A 19,181-nucleotide genomic window follows, 5' to 3' on the forward strand; every position below is an offset into this window, starting at 1 on the left:
CCCGTCCGCCGCTCGTCAGCAAAGTAAGCAAGCTTACTCTCTGTTACCGCTCGACTTGCATGTGTTAGGCCTGCCGCCAGCGTTCAATCTGAGCCATGATCAAACTCTTCAATTAAAGTTTTTTGTTCGACTACGTCGAACGGCTCAATGAATTCTACTGTCATAATTCGCTTCGCTCAAAGAGCTCACAAATTACTCACTACATTGCTGTAGCTTCATATTACTATGAACATTCTCATCATCGAGTTTAAATTTTTTGATTGCCTACATTCCGAAGAACAAGAAGACAATTTCGAATAACCCAATACCTGTGAATGTCCACACAGATTACTTGATAAATTGTTAAAGAGCGGACTTGGTAACAATGCGTTAGACGCTGTGTTCCGTGTCAGTGGTGCGCATTATAGGGAACTCAATTTATTGCGCAAGGGGTTTTATAAAATTTATTTGATATTAATGCCTAATTGCGCAGTTTTTAGACTCAACGACATGTTTTTAGCTGTTTATGCTGACATTATGTACAAATAAGGCCGACTTTAACTTTGTTGTAATTATTATTATCATAGTCGATTAGGGCGTTAAAACTGGCTGTAGAGTGAAAAAGCGTCTAAATAAGCTTATTGAGACGGATATATGCCTCAAACGAGGTTAATAGCATGTTAATCATGAGTGATTACCCATCTTAATTGCGATAACTGACTAAGGGTTAATTCAATGCGTCATTAAAAACAACCCATTTGGCAATGCCATTACTGACATGATATTAGCCTGGTGGGCTGAAATGCTGGGAGGGAATTAAGTCATAAACTAAAAATAGTAGAAGGTAGCAAGGCATTATTTGCCAAAGACTACCTTGCTTTAAGTGACGTGTTGTTATTCAGGCTGGCGGAGTATGTTTGGTACGTCAGCAATACTGTCGACTACTGCTGTAGCAAGCTCGATGCCAGCTTCGTCGACGACTTTACCTGAACGCACTAATATCGCGCTATTAATACCAGCCGCTTTTGCCGCTCTCATGTCATCGGCTTTATCGCCGACCATCACTGATTGGCTTAAATCAATGTTAAGAAATTGGGATGCAGAATTAAGCATACCGGGTTTAGGTTTTCTACAATCGCAATCTTGCTTATATTCACCTAAACCTTTTTCAGGATGATGTGGACAATAATAGATACCATCAAGGTCGACACCTTTGTCAGCAAAGTTCCAATCCATCCACTCGGTTAAATGATGAAAGTCATCTTCGCTGTACATACCACGAGCAATACCTGATTGGTTAGTGACTACAACAAGTAGATAGCCCATCTCTTTTAATGCTAAACATGCTTCAAACACGCCATCGATATATTCGAAGTCATCGACATTATGCACATAACCAGTGTCTTTATTAATAACGCCATCGCGATCTAAAAATACAGCCTTCTTCAACCTAGTCACTCCTCAAACTCAATACTGAGCAGATTATCCCACTGACATCAATTTGGTGCCAGACAAACTGTTTAATTTTGCGTATTTAATCATTTAGTCCATTTTTATGATGTTTATCTGCATTTATGCATATGTTTCACTTTATAATGCGGCTGCTAAGCGTTACCCTTGCTCGAAGAAATTAGTGATGAACACAAAAATACATGAGCAATATACCTCCTATTATTCATAAAACACGAACACAACTTGTTGTGGAAGCGCTCAGAGAACAGATCCTTTCTGGTGATATAGCAGGAGGCGAACCGCTAAGACAGTCAGCAATTGCTGAACAGTTAAATGTGAGCCGAATTCCAGTTCGTGAAGCCTTAGTGCAATTAGAAGCTGAAGGCTTAGTTAATTTTGAACCCCATAAAGGGGCGACAGCAACGAAACTGTCAGTTGAACAAGTAACCGAGTTATTTGAACTTCGCGCCATGATTGAGTCAGATTTATTGGCAAAAGCCATTCCTAATTTGACCGAGCAAGACCTCGAAGCAGCAGAAGCCGTGCTCGTACAACTGGAATTGGCATTTAAGCTTAAAGAATCAGTGGCCAGTTGGAGTGAGCTTAACACCCGTTTTCATACCCGTTTGTACGAGGCGGCAAACCGCCCCCATACTCTCGATGTGGTTCACGGCTTAAATACCAATTGCGATCGGTATATTCGTTTGCAATTGTTGTTTACTGGTGGAATACCTACCGCTGAGCGTGAACACAGGATTTTACTTGAACTGTGTAAAGATCGTGATGTCCAAAAAGCAACCGATTTACTGCGCCTACATATTTTGCATGCTGCAGATTCGATTACCCAATTAGTAGAACAAAAAATTAAGTCATAACAACAATGATAATATCAATCATAAACCTTAGGGCCGAATAAGCTTCTATACCAGACTATTGATGTTAAACAGATGACTATCAACATATATTAAGAGAATTGCTATGCAGTATGCACACATTACCGGTTGGGGAAAATCAGTACCGACCGCCACACTGACCAATGACGATTTAGCCACATTCATGGAAACTACCGATGAATGGATTAAAACGCGTACAGGGATCAGTAAACGTAATATAAGCCATGTTAATACCTCTGAAATGGCATCGGTTGCGGCAAAGCACGCGCTTGCAGCAGCTGGTATAGATGGCAGTGAATTGGATTTAATTATTTTAGCCACCGCCAGCCCGGATACGTTAATTCCTAACATTGCTTCTACCGTACAGGCCAATATTGGTGCAACATGTGGCGCTTTTGATATTAATGCCGCCTGTAGTGGATTTTTGTATGGCGTAGGCTTAGCAAGTTCAATGATTAAAAGCGGCCAAAATAAAAAGATTCTTATCATTGGTGCTGAGCGGTTATCTTTTTATTTAGATTGGTCTCGCCGTGAAACCGCAGTATTGTTTGGCGATGGCGCTGGCGCAATTGTACTAGAAGCCAGTGACAGTCCAGGCGGCATATTAGGTTATGAGTTAAATAACGATCCTGAAGGGCGCGATATTTTACAATCTAACTTTGGCACCCAAATGGACCGATTTGATACTGAGTCTCTGGATTTTTATATCCACATCAACGGTCAAGATGTATTTAAGCGTGCAATCCATGGCATGGGTAATTTAAGCGCTAAAGTGCTTGAGAAATGCAATACCGACATTAATGATGTTGATTTTGTCATTCCCCATCAAGCAAACGAACGTATTATCGACACTCTCGTTAGCCGGATGAAAATTCCTAAAGAAAAAGCTTTTGTGAATATTGCCGACTATGGCAATACATCTGCAGCAACTATCCCTATCGCGATTTGTGATGCGTTATCACAAGGTAAAATTGTGCCAGGCCAAACAATTTTGTCTTGTGCTTTTGGTGCGGGCTTAACCTCTGCCGCCATGCTGTTAAAATGGGGCGAGCGCACTACGCCAATTAATATTAGCGAAGCGACATTACCCCCATGTGACAAAACTGCATTGGAATTAATCAAACCTGCTGTTGATTATTTTTTTAGTAAAGCTAAAGCTGCAGAATAACGCCTTATTGATACAAGAAAGTCAGTCTTAATCTGGCTTTCTTGTCTTTAATCACAAACCGCGATTTAACAACTTACCCAATAACATCAATCAATTTCTTTACTGTTAACTTTTTAACATCCCCCATCGCCGCCACTTGCGCGAGCAAGAGCTCTGCACACGATAACGCATCAACCAGAGCATTATGAGCCGAATATACAGGTAAATGATAACGCGCTCGGCTTGCACCTAACCTTAACGATCCTTGCTGTAAAATATCTTGTTGTTGCAACCTGCGTTTTTTTTCAATAGCTAAAGTATCAATAAAGACCAACGGGATTGAGTGACCAAAACAGCGTACCAGCTGTTGTTGAATAAACTGGATGTCTAGTGGTGCATGATGTGCAATTAAAATATGACCTTCGGTTTGCGATAAAAACCATGACATCGCTTCTGGCAAAGTTAAAGCGGTGTGCAGTTGATGATCAACAATGCCATGAACAGTGGCGCTGTGTCCGACACTGCCGCTAATGGCAATCATGAGATGTTGCGCTTTTGCTAATGGGATCTCGCCTTTCACTATCGGCACTAAGCCGATACTAATCACTTGGTCATTCTTAGGGTCTAACCCTGTCATTTCTAGGTCAATAGCCATTAATGGTGCATCGATAAAACGTTGATTCAATACCGGCGTGATTGCCGCTAAATAATTTTGTAAAGGCAAAGGTAACACTTTTGTTTTGCTACGCCACAATAACGTTTTTATCCACCACAGATTGGCCACTAAAAACTCCTCAAAAACTTCAATTTAATCCCTGCTTGCGCGTCATGCACCACCTTAAATGCATCGCGCAGTTGATGCCTTAGCAATGAGGATAAATGCTGTGGCTTTAAAAAATTATTCACCGGTAAATTATTGGTTACTTGATACCCTTGATTAGCGAGGCGCATATGAGCAATAAATTCATGCGCATCAGCAAGATTTAGTGCATCTTTACGATTAATGATGTTGGCTTCCATCAAGACTCTTATCCTCTTGGCGGTATTGACTTCCTTTATCCCTGCGCTTAATGCATACACTCTGGCAATATCATTAATCAATGCACTGCCCTTATGCTTTAAATCCATACCTTTGACTTCACTGCCATCACGTTCAAGTACAAATTTTCTAAAAAAACCCAACGGCGGTGATTCGGTTAACGAGTTTCCTGCCATACCCGCTAGAAATATGTCGTTGTCTTTTGTCGACGCTAATACGTCATCTTGTAATTCACTGAATAAGCTCATTGGCCCAAATACCGCACGCATATCAAAAAAGATGCTGGCATGCATTAATGCTTTAGGCTCAGGCGTTAATACCCAATGTTTGAATAACGATTTCCATTGATTTAACGGTAAACGCCACTTCGGATTTTGCGCCATAATATCGCCAGGGCAATAAACATAACCACACTGATCAAGTCCTTTGCATACGGCTTGAGTTAATGCCTCAAAATAAGCAGCGGCCAATTCATCAGGTTCGTGCGCCAGCAATAAACCATTGTCTTGATCAGAACACGCCACTTGATCTTGGCGGCCTTGCGAGCCAAAGGCTAACCAACAAAAGGCCATGGGTGCCTTACCTAAAATTTGCTGGTTTAACTCAATTAAGCGGCGCGTTAAGGCATCAGTTACCGACGTTAATACTCGGCCAATCTCTTCAGCCCTGGCGTCAGCACTGATGAGGTTTTGCAGTAATAACGGAATTTGTTTACTGACTTGGATTAAGCTATCGATGTTAGCCTGGCGGCCAATTTCACCAATGAGTAATAAGGGTTGCGAACGCTGCGCACGTAAAATATCTGTGCTGGTGATCATCCCAATGGCTTTACTGCCATCAACAACCGGCAAGTGGTGAATATTGTGTTCGCTCATGGTGAGCATGGTTTCAAAAACTAGTGCATTGGCATGAGTGGTGATGGGGCTAACCGTCATGGCTTGACTCACCAAAGTATTAACATCTAACCCTTCCGCGATAATACGGTTTCGTAAATCACGGTCAGTTAAAATACCCACAAGCTTGTCATTATCAATCACCAGGACTGACGACACTCGGTGATCACGCATGATTTTAGCCGCATCGATGACACTGTCATGAGCCTGAACAATAATGGGCTTAGCACACATAATTGAGGTAATACGACTGGTCGTGGTGAGATCTTTTGCTTTAAAGCGCCCTTCATTACGCAAACGCTTAGCAAACGCTCGAGCAAAGAACTGATCAAAACTGCGCTGCTCTGCGCGTAATTGCGCAAAAATGGCTTGAGGTAAGTGGTACACCAAACCATCTTCTAAAATGGCCACTTTATTAACAACCTTTTCGCCCGATAATAGCGTCGAAAAACCAAAGCATTCGCCTTCTGCAACCCGATCAACCAGTATGCCTTCAGGATCGCGCACCTCAAATGCGCCACTGCGGACGATATACAATTTAGGGTTTTGGGTATCAAACTCGACAAAAGCAGAAGCTTTACTGTAATAGCCAACCGTAATGTTTTTAGCGCAACGGCTAATCACCTCAGCGGGTAATGAATCAAATGGAGAGTGTGCAGCTAAAAACTGCTCGACGGGTTGTAACTCGCTTGCATCCATATTATGCCCATATTGAATACATCAATATAAACACTATAGCAAAGGCGTTGATATGGTTGCTATAGGACTTAAGCCCAACAAAAAGAGCGCCGAAGCGCTCTTTCAATTTGTTTAATAATCAAGAGTGATGATTAGTGGTCGTGTGCTTCACCCGATCCTTTAGGGAAACGGATAGACTCAACCATTTCTACAATTTCATCAGGTATCTTAGCTGTCACTTTACTGACCGCAAATGCCACACCAAAGTTAATAAACATGCCCACCATGCCAAAACCTTCTGGCGAAATACCGAAGAACCAGTTTTCAGATGTATTGGCAGCAGGATTAATAAACTTAAAGTAAGCAATGTAACCCGCAGTAGACAGTAAGCCAATCACCATACCTGCAATCGCGCCTTCTCTATTCATAGTCTTAGAGAAGATCCCCATGATAATAGCTGGGAATAACGATGCTGCAGCAAGACCAAACGCAATCGCCACCACCGCAGCCACAAAGCCTGGCGGATTAATACCAAAGTATCCGGCCATCACCACACCTAATGCCGCGGCAATACGAGCGTACATCAACTCTTTTTGGTCAGAAATATCTGGCATCAAATTTTTCTTAAGCAAGTCATGCGATACCGAAGTAGAGATAACAAGCAACAGACCCGCTGAAGTCGATAATGCAGCCGCTAAACCACCCGCTGCAACAAGGGCAATAACCCATGCTGGAAGCGATGCAATTTCAGGCGTGGCAAGTACGATAATATCGCGGTCGATGTTCATTTCATTTTTATCACCACTGGTGTAAAAAATCTTTCCATCGTTGTTTTTATCTTCCCAGGTAATCAGTCCTGTTTTTTCCCAGTTTTTAATCCAAGAAGGTGCTGTTTCATAATCTACACCTGTTGAGTCAGGACCATTAATGGTCTCAATCATATTCACTCGTGAGAATGCAGATAACGCAGGAACCGTAGTGTACATAATTGCGATAAACACTAATGCCCAGCCAGCAGAGACTCGTGCATCTTTCACTTTAGGTACCGTAAAGAAACGTACGATTACATGTGGTAAACCTGCAGTACCAAACATTAATGCACCGGTAATAAAGAACACATCGATCATGTCTTTAGAACCTTCGGTGTATTGGGAGAAACCAAGTTCTGCTGATAAGCCATCAAGTTTATCGAGTAAGTACACTCCAGTGCCATTACCCGCAGCGTCGACTAACTCAGCACCAAAGCCGATTTGCGGTAAAATATGACCTGTCATCATCACCGAAATAAAGATAGCTGGCACCATGAAAGCAAAAATTAATACACAATACTGCGCGACCTGAGTGTAAGTAATCCCTTTCATGCCGCCTAATACCGCATAAAAGAACACCACCGCCATACCTATGTATACGCCGGTTTCCACCTCAACTTCTAAGAAGCGAGAGAACACCACACCTACGCCTCGCATTTGACCTGCGATATAAGTAAAACAGATAAAAATGGCACAAATTACCGCAACCGTACGCGCGGTTTGCGAGTAATAACGGTCACCAATAAAGTCTGGTACGGTAAACTTACCAAACTTACGTAAATATGGTGCCATACATAATGCTAATAGTACGTAACCGCCTGTCCAGCCCATTAAATATACAGAACCATCATAGCCAACAAACGACACAATACCTGCTAGTGAAATAAATGATGCCGCAGACATCCAGTCTGCCGCCGTTGCCATGCCGTTCATCACAGGGTGAACACCGCCACCAGCAACATAAAACTCTTTAGTAGAACCTGCACGAGACCAAATGGCGATCCCGATGTACAACGCAAATGTGGCGCCGACAATTAAATAAGTGAGTGTTTGAACATCCATCGTAGTGCCCCTTAGTCTTCCTGAACATTGTATTTTTTGTCTAATGCATTAGCTTTCGCTACGTAAACAAAAATCAGCGCCACGAATACATACATTGCACCCTGCTGCGCAAACCAAAACCCCAGTTTGAATCCCATAAAGGTGAATTCGTTTAATACATCAACTAATAAAATACCGCAGCCAAAAGACACTGCAGCCCAAATTGCAAGCAAGCTAAGTACTAAGCGTAAATTCTCACGCCAGTAACCCGCTGCCTTATCGTTATTTTCAAAACTCATTGCGACTCCCCTGTGTTAGTTTTTGTAAAGTCATTGTTAATTTAGCAACTCAGGGCAACACCACAATCAAGACCTTAGTCGTACCCGAATATACTAAAGGTAAACAAAACACATAAAATCAATATAAATTAATAACTTAACATAAATAATATTGTATAAGTGTTGCATACTGGTTAAACTCAGTTAGACCAAGGTCGAACAAAAGTGACCTGTAAAAGCGTTATTAATTGGCATTCTTAAGGTATTAAAAATACAAAGGAATAATAAAAAGTCTGGTTTTACATTGAAATCTCAATGGTTTCTTGAGATAAGTGTTGAATAGCAAGACGCTTTTTATAATAAAATCAATAAGGATCTCTTTTTGAAGCTTCCCAAGGTTAACCAACAACATCTACTTTTTTCTATTGCGTTAGGCGTAGTGGGTTTGTTAATTAATTATTACCCCATCCAGTTTTTTGCCAATGTGCAATTTGTACTGGGCAATACTGTCACCGTAATAGCAGCTGTATTACTCGGGCCTTGGTATGCATTTGTGACCGCAATGCTCGCCTCGACAGGGCTAATGATTAACTGGGACAGTCCTCATGTTTATTTATTCTTTGGGCTTGAAGCATTATTTTTAGGTTACGCCAGACGACGTGATATTTATGCTTTGTATGCCGATGCTGCATACTGGTTAATTATTGGTGCGCCATTGGTTTACGTGTATGTCACCTTTATCATGGATATTCCGTCATCGCATTTAGGTTTTATTATTGCTAAACAAGGCGTTAATGGCTTGGTTTATACCAGCATTGCCTCACTGCTTATTTTAGCAATACCAAAACTGTGGTTTTTTAAAGACAAGGTTAAAGATCGTCATCGCCGCTTATTAAGTGCGCAACTCACTTACTTTTTCACCCTCATGGTTACCCTCACCTTGTTGTTTTCTGCGTTGATATTTAACTATTATTATTTAGAACGCCAACAAACGATGTTAAGAAAAAACATCAATGATGCGGTGTCTCATTTAGCAACCTCAGCTCAAAATTACATTAACAGTCACAAAACGGTTATTGCAAACGCAGCGAATCAATTAACGATTGCCGCTGACGATCCATTACGATGGCAACCGATTTTGTCTAATTTACACAGTAGCTATCCCGGTTTTATCAGTATGTTGATTGCCAATCCTCAAGCTGAAATCGTTGCGGCCAGCCCTGTATCGCGTTTATTAGCCCAAAGTAAAACACAAAATGTGAGCATTAAAGACCGCGATTACTTTATTGAATCGTTTTACAACCACCGCTTATTTGTGTCATCGGTATTTCTTGGGCGAGGCTTTGGTAATGATTCCATTATTGCCATGAGCGCACCGTTTTATACCAATGAACAGCACACGACTACGGCAGGGATCATTGAAGGCTCTCTTGATTTAAATCATTTTTCACATGTAGACCAAACTAATGAGTATGCCGAGGATGAATCGGTGGTGATGGTTGATGAACAAAACCAAATTATTTACGCTTCTGAAAAGCTTGGGTTAAATTCGTTATCGCCATTTACCTTTGCCATCAACAAAGGTGTCTATCAAACAAGCTTAGAGCTACTCAATATTGAACGTCCTAAATCAATAGTGCCAGAGTATATTTATGCCCACAAAACACTGGATAACGGCTGGACGGTATATATCCTAAAAGAATTCTCTCCTTTGCTTAAACTGGCTGAAGAGCAAATGTTCAGTAGTTTCATCATGCTACTAATATCGTTATTGGGTACGTTTTACATTTCAAAAAAACTCAGTGCATTACTTACCGTGCCTTTAGAGGCGGTCGCTAGCCAATTTAGCCCATCTGGATTAGGTCTGAATAAAGTGCAAAGCATTGACGAAAATTCGCCCAAAGAAGTATTCAGTTTGTATCAACGTTTAGCCGCCAGTAAACAGCAATTAATCGATCATCAAGTCGAACTTGAAGATACTGTAGCAAGAAGGACGGAAGAGTTAGAGGCTGCAAACCGCAAGCTCAAAGAGCTTGTTGATCGAGACCCACTAACCGGTTTGTACAACCGCCGGTACGCTGAACGTAAATTTACTGAATTATTGGATTTTTGTTTACGAAGTGAACAAGCTATTACCGTTGCAGTATTGGATTTAGATCTCTTTAAAAAGATTAATGACAACTATGGCCATTTAGCTGGAGATGAGTGTTTACGTATATTTGCCCAATTACTGCAAAAATACTTTAAACGCGATATAGATATTGTTTCTCGATATGGTGGAGAAGAGTTCTTACTCATTTTACCACTGACTAACGCCCTGCATATACAGCATCACTTAAACAGCTTTAGGGAGGCTTTAGCTGAGTTTGAGATGATATCGCCAGAGGACAAACGATCTTTTCATATCACGGTAAGTATAGGCGCCATTACCGCCAATCCCAACTACGCAGATGAGTTAGACAAGTGGATAAAAATTGCAGACGACAATCTCTATCAAGCAAAACAAGATGGACGCAATAAGACCGTCATCGATATTATCACTCAATAAGCTGATATAACGTTATGGGCGGTGTTGAATAAACCCGTCCATCCGACTCATCATATACGGGTAAAATGGGTTCCATTTTTGGCGTAACATATCTGCAGCTGTGACACTAAAGATCCCTCTCTCACCCTGGTATATTCCTCGACCTATTTGTATTTTGTCTGACTCTTCACTGGCTAATGGGCCATACAAGGTGTCTTCTATGGGGAAGGTTAATGCCACATGAGACAATGAATACACTTCTTTAGGCCAGGTTAATGTCAGCGCCTGTACATCCGTTGAATTGGTGTTCTTTGCCAGTTCTCGCACTTGTACATGATTATCATGTTGCATATCATTTTCAAGCAAACTCAAACGATAAGGTAATGGCGTCGTGAGCCAAAAAGGCGCAAACGGTGCTAAAGGGTCATGCATTAATAATTGATTATGGCTGTGTTTGCGATTGACATCGAATAGCACTAATTCATGCCCTTTAGATGCTGGCAAGTGTTGATAAAGTTTTTCAACCACAGATAAGGACGACACGGTATCATCGACCACTGACTGAAACGTTAATATCGGTGCTATGGCCTGGTATTGCTTATCCGTTAACCCAGCCAGTAACGTTTGATTGCGTAAAGTTAAACGGTAGACCACGTCCCCCGCATTGACGGCAAAAGATTGATATCGAAAAGGATCATACTCAGCTTGAATACTATTCCAGTACAGCTTATCTTGGCCTAATGCTCGTCCCAACTTAGCTTGCCAATATGCCCCAGCAGCAATAGGTGCGAGGCCTATCGCGGGAGATAAAAATATCATTCCCGCAAAGTCTGTCGGCTTATTAAGGTTAATATTTTCAAGCTCATGGTTTAATGCTAAGGCTGCGCCGGTAGAAAAACCGGCAACATAAATGGGTTTACCTGGCAACTTGGTAGCCAAATGTGCTGCGGCAAGAGATACCGCGCCCGCTAAATCTGGCCAGGTAATGTCTGTCAGTCCTGAAGGTACGGTGCCATGGCCGGGTAATCTTAATCCCACAATATGCGCTTGGTGTTGATAATGCTGCGCGATATGCGACATCACATAAGGTGAATCTGACATGCCGTGGATCAGCAAAAGGCCAAATTCAGCCTGAGAGTTTTGCCATTCAAAAGAGCGGTTCCAGTTTTGTTGCCACAAGGCGGGGTCAGACAAACTGTGACGCTCATAACGATTCAGTGGTGAGGATATCTGTGGTTGGTATTGACGATATATCTTGCGCTCAACTTCAGCAAACAGTTTATCTTCTAATTTAAGGTATTGATTAAAATCGGCTAAACCAGATTGTTGATGATATTCTGATGTGAGATGCGTGGTATGCCATATTGATAAATTAGGCCGATCGTTTAACAGCCATACAGCGGTAAACAGAATGGCAACACTAATCCCGATTGCAGCATAAAAGCTGGCAAACAGTAGGTGTTTTGTAGAACCAATCACAATCGCACGCATTTTTTGCCTTAATCAATGATTATCGTAAACTCATTTGTTGTTTAATAATGACTTTTTTCAATGCAGTCATAGAGGAATACCATGCCATCACAGCCAACCATATTAACCTTAGGGCCAAGTCACGCTGAGGTGATTTTCTACCTGCCTACCCCACCGATATTGCCGCCTAACTGGCATCATAATCACCTTAATGCCATCACGGATATCATTGCATTAAATGGTAATCATTGGCGTAAAATTGTCACTATTATGGCTAAAATTTGTTGCCGACACGCCGACCTAAGCGCAAACAAGGGAGGTGCCTGGAAGCCAATCAGACAAGGTCTGCTTCAAGATATATCGCCACAATCATTAGCGCACCGATTAAGCTGCCAAATACAGATTATTCCAGACCAATTAAGCCATGCGACTGAGCCGTTATTCAACCCAAAGTGCTGGCACATTGTCTGCGGTAAAGAAACCCAACAACGGCTTGGTTTACACACCATTGAACATACACAAACAGTTGACGTTAATAATAAAATACAGCGCCAGCAAACCTGTTTACTGACGCCGTATTTAGATTATCGACAATATGCCAATGCCCTTATTGAAACAACAAGGCAGCTGATTGCCAGCGAAGATTTATCCCTAAACTAATCGTAAATGGTTGGGATAGGCTGACGCTTATGTTGAGTGCGCTTGTAAATTCCAACCAATTTATCTTCTACTGACTTAGGCACATCTTTGCCTTCCAAAAAGTCATCAATTTGATCGTAGGTTAATCCCAGTGCCACTTCATCTTCTAACTGTGGTTTATTGTCTTCTAAATCTGCTGTGGGTGCTTTGTTAACTAATAACGCTGGAGCACCTAAAAATGCTGCAAGCTTGCGCACTTGACGTTTATTTAATCCAAATAATGGCGCTAAATCACAAGCACCGTCACCAAATTTAGTATAAAAACCGGTAATATTTTCAGCGCTGTGATCGGTACCTACCACTAATCCCCCCACCAAACCGGCAATATTATACTGCGCAATCATCCGCATTCGGGCTTTAACATTACCTTTGACGAAATCGACTTTGTTTTCTTCTGGTAATGTCATACCAGCCTCAACTAAACCCGCTAGAGTGGCATGATGAACGCCCAAGACTCCGTCAGCAATGTTCACCGTGACCTGCTTTGAAGGCTGAATAAACTGACAGGCTAACTGTGCTTCATCTTCATCTTTTTGCACTTGATATGGCAGACGAACAGCAATAAATTGATAAGTTGTGTCACTCTGTTCTGTATTTAAGCTGTCTACGGCTAACTGGCACAAACGACCAGCAAGAGAAGAGTCCACACCACCACTAATGCCAAGCACTACGCTATGGCAGTGCGATTCTTTAAGCTTTGCTTTAATAAATGCAACTCGGCGCTGAACTTCAAACTCAGGCTCAATAGCCTTAAGTACATGCATCTCTCTTAAGATTTGTCCTTTCACGTGACGCTCCTGATTACTTACTTTGATAGTTGATGCTAATTGCTGTTAATAAATGGATAAGTTTTGATTGTACCTGAGCTGAGACTATTCTATTAAATTCCAGGCAAAAAAAAACGATAATGATGATGCATTATCGTTTTTTTTAACTAAAGCGAAATTATCGCTCCCAATATGACTCTTCTAAACTGTCTTCACGCTCAGGTAAGCCACGCGATAAACGCGGGCTATGTTGCGCTAACACTTCATATGCAACACGGTTAGCATACTTGCACACTTGCGAAAACGATGAGTAGCATAAGCCATCGCGTTTATGCTTGCTTGACCCTGGTACGTTGGTTTTATGGAAGGTATTGGCAGACAAATCGTGCAGCAAAGCCGATAACGCACCATCACCCGCGCCATTAGTATTACGAATAAGTTCTGGACCGCCCATGTACGGAGAAATGTGCGCGTACACCTTAATGGGCGTTTCACAATCTTCTTTGAGCATGGGCCGTGAAAACTCATAGCGGTTAAACTCAGGGATTGCGCCCGGTAACAGTAAATGACTGGTTTCACGTTTGGCGCTGTCTTCTGCATAACCTGCGGTATATAAACCAATCGGCCCTGCGGTAGTTAATACCATATCACACCATTCAAGCGCTGCTTCACTGGCCAATAACGGGTCTTTAAAGCCCGTTAGCGCCTCGCCTTCATCTTCGTTCATGGCCAAAATAGTCACATGATTGCGAATAAAGTCTTGCCACCATTTGGGATCTTCTTGAATTAAAAAGCGTGTTCCTAAGGTTAGTACCACAGGCACTTCGGCTTCTTTAGCGTATTCAATGGCAGTCATCGCGGCATCGGTAATGCCATCACCATCACTGGCTCGCATCAAATAAGCGGTTAACACTAATGCCGAGCTGCCTTGGATAACGTCTTTGTTGATAAACTCTGGGGTTAACTTGTCCATTGAGCCCTTGCTGATAGCAAACGTGCGTTCACCACAATCAGAAATCAAGGTAAAACAACGGCCAATAGGACCATCAACAGGCTGTAAATAGTTTAAATCCACTTTCGATGAGGTGTTACATAAGTAACGATATGCGTAGCTGCCAACCATAACCTTTTGGCTCATAACGCCAAATAATACCGAACGATCGTCCGCTAAAATAGAATAATTGTGGACCGTATTTCCGATGGTACCACCAGCAAACTCGTCGCTGATCATTTCATTCGATTTAAGCTCATGATATAAATTATGCGCTTGCTCATCGTTAATCAAGGTTGAGTTACCTTTAGGTAAACCATAACGCTCAAGTAATTCGTCTTCGACTTTGGCTTCAATATCGACAAGCGTCTGATCAATACCACAAATATAAGTCGAAAATGGCTGCGGCTGCTGCGTAAGTTGAGCCAATAAAGGATCACGACTGTTTACAGGAAAATAGTGCTTTGACTTACGTTGACCGGGAAACTTCATAATGGGCTCTCATAGCTTAGCGTCCGTGCCAGTGTGATGTTAATTGCCTGTGACGACCTTCAACGTTGAAAAGTCGCCCTCTGCGAAAATGGCGGCAGATTTTATCATAGATAAACGACAATTTTATATTACTTTTAACTTAAATCGCAGTAATTGTTGGGCTTGTTTCTCACAGTTTGAACTGACACAGTACCGGAAGACATTAACGGGACAATTTTCAGGCATAAAAAAACCTGCATCAGCAGGTTTTTATGACACATTCACGTATCGCTATTTTAACACGTCAGCAAGTTGTTCACTGACTTTAGACACAGACTGAGTACCGTCAAACTTGTTGTACTGAGTGCGACCTTCTGCAGCCACTTTGCCATAGTAATCAACTAATGGTTTAGTTTGCTCGTGGTAAATGCCTAAACGCTTACGCACTGTGCTTTCTTCGTCATCTGGACGGATAGCAAGTTCTTCACCCGTTACATCATCTTTGCCTTCCACTTTAGGTGGATTAAACACAACATGATAAACACGGCCAGAACCAGAGTGAACACGACGACCGCTCATACGTTTAACGATTTCTTCGTCAGGGACGTCGATTTCAATCACGTGGTCAATCTCAATGCCATTCTCAGCCATTGCATCTGCTTGAGGAATTGTGCGAGGGAAACCGTCAAGTAGGAAACCTTTTACACAATCATCTTGAGCAATACGCTCTTTCACAAGACCAATAATCAGATCATCAGACACTAATTGACCTGCATCCATGACTTTCTTGGCTTCTAAACCTAATGGAGTGCCAGCTTTAACCGCTGCACGCAACATGTCACCGGTTGAGATTTGTGGGATACCATACTGTTCCATAATGAACTGAGCTTGGGTACCTTTACCGGCACCTGGGGCACCCAATAAAATAATGCGCATCTCAAAAGTCCTCTTTTAAGTTTATGTTCTTTTTAGGGCGGCGATTTTCGCACATATACCGCACTTTTAATAGCGCTTTTGTTATGACATTAGACCTAAATCTAATAAGGTTTGTAACAAAAACGCTAAGGCATGTTTAATACAGTAAGGTATACAATTTACGGCGATATTGATTGGCTAACGCATTGCCCTGTCCTATCGCGGTGAGTATCTCCATAAAGGCTTGTTTAACTTTACCGTCTAATGCGCCTAAGTCTTTTTGCAAAATAGCAAACAATAACTCCAGAGCTTCTTCATTTCGATGCGCCAGATTTAATGCTTTTGCTAATAAAACAACCGCGTCTACATTATCAGGTTGCTCTGCAACACTTTGTTGTAACTGACGGATCTCGGGTGTATCAGCCGCATCTTCAGCTAAGGCTAATTTGGCCATTAGATTCTGATAGTAACTGTCTTGATCCGCTAAACCAATCTGAGCTAATAATGCTTTAGCATCGGCTAACAACCCTTGCTGTAGAGCAACGTCTGCCATGACTAAGCCAACTTCAGCGGCTTGCTGCGCACTGGTGTATACCGTTTTCAGCTGGGTCGCGAGTTGCGTCAACTCTTCAGCGGTTAATTCACCTTCGGCTAACAGTTGCTTAATCGCAGCAAACTCTTGAACCCATAATGGTGGCAAATGCTTGTCGAGTAGGCTCTCTACTTGTTCTTTCGTTTGCACACCAGCAAAGCCATCAATCGGGCGGCCTTTGTCGAGCACTAATGTGGTGGGTAAATTTTGAATTTGGAAATAATTAGCAATTTCGATTTCTGCTTCACAATCGACTTTTGCCAAAATAAATCGACCCGCCTGAGTTTGTGCTATCTGCTCTAACGTTTGCAGCATCTGTACACTTTCAGGCTGCTGTTGCGCCCAAAAAGCCAATACCACCATTTTTTCCATGGAGGTATCGACAACTTGCTGAATGTTTTCTTTGGTTAAATTAATCAGGTAGTCCATATTGCCCCCGGTATCATCCAAAAACAAAAGCGGACTGAGTGTCCGCTTTTACTGTTTAGGTTAGCTTATTTAAAACTGGCCATTAGCATCTGGTTTGTGAGCTTAATAAACGCAGACGGGTCTGACAAACTGCCCTTCTCTGACAGTAACGCTTGTTGTAATAACAAGTTAGACCAATCAGCAAATAACTGCTCGTCAGCTTCGTTGTTTAAGCGCTCAACCAATGGGTGGCTTGGGTTGATTTCAAATGTCGGTTTTGACTCTGGCACAGGTTGCCCTGCAGCTTGCATCAATTTAATCATTTGCGTCGACATTTCTCCATCGCCCGTCACTACACACGCTGGAGTGTCAGTTAAACGCGAGGTAACTTTTACATCAGACACTTTGTCGGCTAATGCCGCTTTAATGCGTTCAACTAGGCCTTTAGCTTCTTCTGCCACTTTATCTTGGGCTTCTTTATCCGCTTCATCTTCTAGTGAACCTAATTCAAGGTCGCCTTTGGTCACCGAGTGCAGTTTTTTACCTTTAAACTCGGTTAAGTGATTAATTAACCACTCATCAATACGCTCAGACATCAATAATACTTCAATGCCTTTTTTGCGTAACAGCTCTAGGTGCGGGCTATTTACTGCGGCGTCATGGCTGTCGGCAACAATAAAGTAGATCTTATCCTGACCTTCTTTCATGCGCTCAATGTAAGCGTCTAACGACACGGTAGTTGCCGCTGAATTGTCGTGAGTAGAAGCAAAGCGCAATAAACCCGCAATACGTTCTTTGTTAGCAAAATCTTCTGCTGGGCCTTCTTTTAATACCTGGCCAAATTCAGCCCAAAATGATTGGTATTTCTCGGCATCATTTTCAGCCAGCTTTTCAAGCATACCCAGCACACGTTTGGTTAACGCCTGGCGTAAGTTTTTGGTCACCTGGTTGTCTTGCAAGATTTCACGCGATACGTTTAGCGGTAAGTCTTTTGAGTCAATTAAGCCTTTTACGAAACGTAAATAAGTAGGCATGAACTGCTCAGCATCGTCCATCACAAATACACGTTGTACAAACAGTTTAAGGCCGTGTTTGTGGTCACGGTTAAACATGTCCCACGGTGCTTTAGCAGGAATATAAACTAAGCTGGTGTATTCTTGCTTACCTTCAACACGGTTGTGAGACCATTTAAGGGCATCGGCATAATCGTGTGAAATATGCTTATAAAATTCTTGATATTCTTCGTCAGTAATATCAGCTTTATTGCGTGTCCAAAGCGCGGTGGCTTTGTTCATTGGTTTCCAAGCCCCTTCAGTGGCAGCAATCTTTTCGCCGTCTTCACCTTCTGACTCTGGTTGGCCTGCCTCAAACATTTCTACCGGAATAGAAATATGGTCTGAATATTTAGAAATAATTGAGCGTAAACGGTATTCATCTGCAAACTCAGTTTCTTCGTCACGAAGGTGCAGAGTGATTTCAGTACCGCGAGTGTTTTTAGTGATGGTTTCTACGTTAAATGAACCTTCACCTTCTGATTCCCACAATACCGCTTCGTTTACCGCATGGCCGGCAGCACGAGTACGCACGACAACTTTTTTGGCCACGATAAATGCAGAGTAAAAACCAACACCAAATTGACCAATTAGTTGTGAGTCTTTTGATGCTTCACCAGATAAATTATTGAAAAAATCTTTTGTGCCTGATTTGGCAATGGTACCTAAATGCTCGATAACGCCGTCACGGGTCATACCGATACCATTATCAGAAATAGTAACCGTGCCTTTTTCTTTATCTGCACTCACTCGTACGCGTAATTCACCGTCACCTTCGTATAGTGCATCGTCGGTTAATGCAAGGTAGCGTAATTTGTCAGCAGCATCGGCGGCATTTGAGACTAATTCACGTAAGAAAATCTCTTTATTGGAATACAAAGAGTGGATCATCAAATGCAATAGTTGTTTTACTTCGGTTTGAAAGCCATGAGTTTCTTGTTGAGACATGAATAATTTCCCTTGGTGTTACGTTAATACAAAACGAGTTGAACTATCCACTCGTGTAAAAATCTTCGTTAACCAAGAAATGGGGGGCTTTAAACTGTTTTCAAGGGCTGTTGGATTTTATTGCTCAATATT

The 19,181-nt window shown here is 42.1% G+C and carries 15 protein-coding genes and 1 rRNA gene; 4 read left to right on the forward strand and 12 right to left on the reverse strand.

Annotated features, from left to right (window positions below; translation table 11 throughout):
* Together GQA99_RS12745 and gmhB are read right to left on the reverse strand one after the other, a co-directional pair.
* Window positions 1–115: ribosomal RNA gene (locus tag GQA99_RS12745) — 16S ribosomal RNA — on the reverse strand; the annotation flags it as partial.
* Between the two features lie 758 nt (window positions 116–873).
* Window positions 874–1,428: a D-glycero-beta-D-manno-heptose 1,7-bisphosphate 7-phosphatase gene (gene gmhB, locus GQA99_RS12750; protein WP_373291436.1), complete on the reverse strand. Its 555-nt coding sequence runs from the start codon at window positions 1,426–1,428 to the stop codon at window positions 874–876.
* Window positions 1,429–1,631: 203 nt separating this feature from the next.
* On the opposite strand from gmhB, the gene GQA99_RS12755 reads away from it, so the two are divergent.
* Both GQA99_RS12755 and GQA99_RS12760 read left to right on the forward strand, forming a co-directional pair.
* A complete protein-coding gene (locus tag GQA99_RS12755; RefSeq protein WP_160054270.1) occupies window positions 1,632–2,306 on the forward strand; it encodes a GntR family transcriptional regulator in 675 nt (224 codons plus the stop codon).
* Window positions 2,307–2,409: 103 nt separating this feature from the next.
* Window positions 2,410–3,492 carry a ketoacyl-ACP synthase III gene (locus GQA99_RS12760; RefSeq protein ID WP_160054271.1) on the forward strand — a complete coding sequence of 361 codons (1,083 nt, stop codon included), beginning with the start codon at window positions 2,410–2,412 and terminating at the stop codon, window positions 3,490–3,492.
* A 73-nt stretch (window positions 3,493–3,565) separates the two neighbouring features.
* Here the strand turns inward: GQA99_RS12760 and GQA99_RS12765 are convergent, their stop codons facing one another.
* The 4 genes from GQA99_RS12765 to GQA99_RS12780 form a co-directional block, all read right to left on the reverse strand.
* Window positions 3,566–4,255: an exonuclease domain-containing protein gene (locus tag GQA99_RS12765; RefSeq protein ID WP_160054272.1), complete on the reverse strand. Its 690-nt coding sequence runs from the start codon at window positions 4,253–4,255 to the stop codon at window positions 3,566–3,568.
* Entirely contained in the window at window positions 4,255–6,102 is a 1,848-nt protein-coding gene (locus GQA99_RS12770; RefSeq protein ID WP_160054273.1) for a DUF294 nucleotidyltransferase-like domain-containing protein, read from the reverse strand. The genes GQA99_RS12765 and GQA99_RS12770 overlap by 1 nt, the downstream gene beginning before the upstream one ends.
* 131 nt (window positions 6,103–6,233) lie before the next feature.
* The gene (locus GQA99_RS12775) at window positions 6,234–7,952 is read right to left on the reverse strand and encodes a sodium:solute symporter family protein (protein WP_160054274.1); all 1,719 of its coding nucleotides are present in this window, start codon (window positions 7,950–7,952) and stop codon (window positions 6,234–6,236) included.
* Window positions 7,953–7,963: 11 nt separating this feature from the next.
* Window positions 7,964–8,230 (reverse strand): DUF4212 domain-containing protein, encoded by a 267-nt coding sequence (locus GQA99_RS12780; protein WP_160054275.1) that lies wholly within the window; start codon window positions 8,228–8,230, stop codon window positions 7,964–7,966.
* 361 nt (window positions 8,231–8,591) lie between these two features.
* On the opposite strand from GQA99_RS12780, the gene GQA99_RS12785 reads away from it, so the two are divergent.
* Entirely contained in the window at window positions 8,592–10,757 is a 2,166-nt protein-coding gene (locus tag GQA99_RS12785; protein WP_229785896.1) for a diguanylate cyclase, read from the forward strand.
* Between the two features lie 12 nt (window positions 10,758–10,769).
* On the opposite strand, the gene GQA99_RS12790 is transcribed toward GQA99_RS12785, so the two are convergent.
* Window positions 10,770–12,227 (reverse strand): alpha/beta hydrolase, encoded by a 1,458-nt coding sequence (locus tag GQA99_RS12790; RefSeq protein ID WP_160054276.1) that lies wholly within the window; start codon window positions 12,225–12,227, stop codon window positions 10,770–10,772.
* Window positions 12,228–12,308: 81 nt separating this feature from the next.
* On the opposite strand from GQA99_RS12790, the gene GQA99_RS12795 reads away from it, so the two are divergent.
* Window positions 12,309–12,866: a DUF6942 family protein gene (locus GQA99_RS12795; protein WP_160054277.1), complete on the forward strand. Its 558-nt coding sequence runs from the start codon at window positions 12,309–12,311 to the stop codon at window positions 12,864–12,866.
* Here GQA99_RS12795 and nadE read toward each other — a convergent pair.
* The 5 genes from nadE to htpG all read right to left on the reverse strand — a co-directional run bounded on the left by nadE (window position 12,863) and on the right by htpG (window position 19,049).
* Window positions 12,863–13,693 carry an NAD(+) synthase gene (nadE, locus tag GQA99_RS12800; RefSeq protein ID WP_160054278.1) on the reverse strand — a complete coding sequence of 277 codons (831 nt, stop codon included), beginning with the start codon at window positions 13,691–13,693 and terminating at the stop codon, window positions 12,863–12,865. The genes GQA99_RS12795 and nadE overlap by 4 nt on opposite strands.
* 157 nt (window positions 13,694–13,850) lie before the next feature.
* Window positions 13,851–15,155: an inosine/guanosine kinase gene (locus GQA99_RS12805; RefSeq protein WP_160054279.1), complete on the reverse strand. Its 1,305-nt coding sequence runs from the start codon at window positions 15,153–15,155 to the stop codon at window positions 13,851–13,853.
* A 270-nt stretch (window positions 15,156–15,425) separates the two neighbouring features.
* Window positions 15,426–16,070 carry an adenylate kinase gene (adk, locus tag GQA99_RS12810; RefSeq protein WP_160054280.1) on the reverse strand — a complete coding sequence of 215 codons (645 nt, stop codon included), beginning with the start codon at window positions 16,068–16,070 and terminating at the stop codon, window positions 15,426–15,428.
* Between the two features lie 136 nt (window positions 16,071–16,206).
* Entirely contained in the window at window positions 16,207–17,070 is an 864-nt protein-coding gene (locus tag GQA99_RS12815; protein WP_160054281.1) for a tetratricopeptide repeat protein, read from the reverse strand.
* Between the two features lie 65 nt (window positions 17,071–17,135).
* A complete protein-coding gene (gene htpG, locus GQA99_RS12820; protein WP_160054282.1) occupies window positions 17,136–19,049 on the reverse strand; it encodes a molecular chaperone HtpG in 1,914 nt (637 codons plus the stop codon).
* Window positions 19,050–19,181 lie beyond the last annotated feature (132 nt).

Source organism: Shewanella litoralis (genome assembly GCF_009828585.1).
Lineage (GTDB): Bacteria > Pseudomonadota > Gammaproteobacteria > Enterobacterales > Shewanellaceae > Shewanella > Shewanella litoralis.

What these genes read in the sequence shown, in the direction of transcription:
- GQA99_RS12805 (WP_160054279.1), bottom strand. Translation starts at nt 15,155, where the DNA reads ATGAAGTTTCCCGGTCAACGTAAGTCAAAGCACTATTTTCCTGTAAAC.
- GQA99_RS12755 (WP_160054270.1), top strand. Translation starts at nt 1,632, where the DNA reads ATGAGCAATATACCTCCTATTATTCATAAAACACGAACACAACTTGTT.
- adk (WP_160054280.1), bottom strand. Translation starts at nt 16,070, where the DNA reads ATGCGCATTATTTTATTGGGTGCCCCAGGTGCCGGTAAAGGTACCCAA.
- htpG (WP_160054282.1), bottom strand. Translation starts at nt 19,049, where the DNA reads ATGTCTCAACAAGAAACTCATGGCTTTCAAACCGAAGTAAAACAACTA.
- GQA99_RS12770 (WP_160054273.1), bottom strand. Translation starts at nt 6,102, where the DNA reads ATGGATGCAAGCGAGTTACAACCCGTCGAGCAGTTTTTAGCTGCACAC.
- GQA99_RS12815 (WP_160054281.1), bottom strand. Translation starts at nt 17,070, where the DNA reads ATGGACTACCTGATTAATTTAACCAAAGAAAACATTCAGCAAGTTGTC.
- GQA99_RS12780 (WP_160054275.1), bottom strand. Translation starts at nt 8,230, where the DNA reads ATGAGTTTTGAAAATAACGATAAGGCAGCGGGTTACTGGCGTGAGAAT.
- GQA99_RS12775 (WP_160054274.1), bottom strand. Translation starts at nt 7,952, where the DNA reads ATGGATGTTCAAACACTCACTTATTTAATTGTCGGCGCCACATTTGCG.
- GQA99_RS12795 (WP_160054277.1), top strand. Translation starts at nt 12,309, where the DNA reads ATGCCATCACAGCCAACCATATTAACCTTAGGGCCAAGTCACGCTGAG.
- GQA99_RS12790 (WP_160054276.1), bottom strand. Translation starts at nt 12,227, where the DNA reads ATGCGTGCGATTGTGATTGGTTCTACAAAACACCTACTGTTTGCCAGC.
- GQA99_RS12760 (WP_160054271.1), top strand. Translation starts at nt 2,410, where the DNA reads ATGCAGTATGCACACATTACCGGTTGGGGAAAATCAGTACCGACCGCC.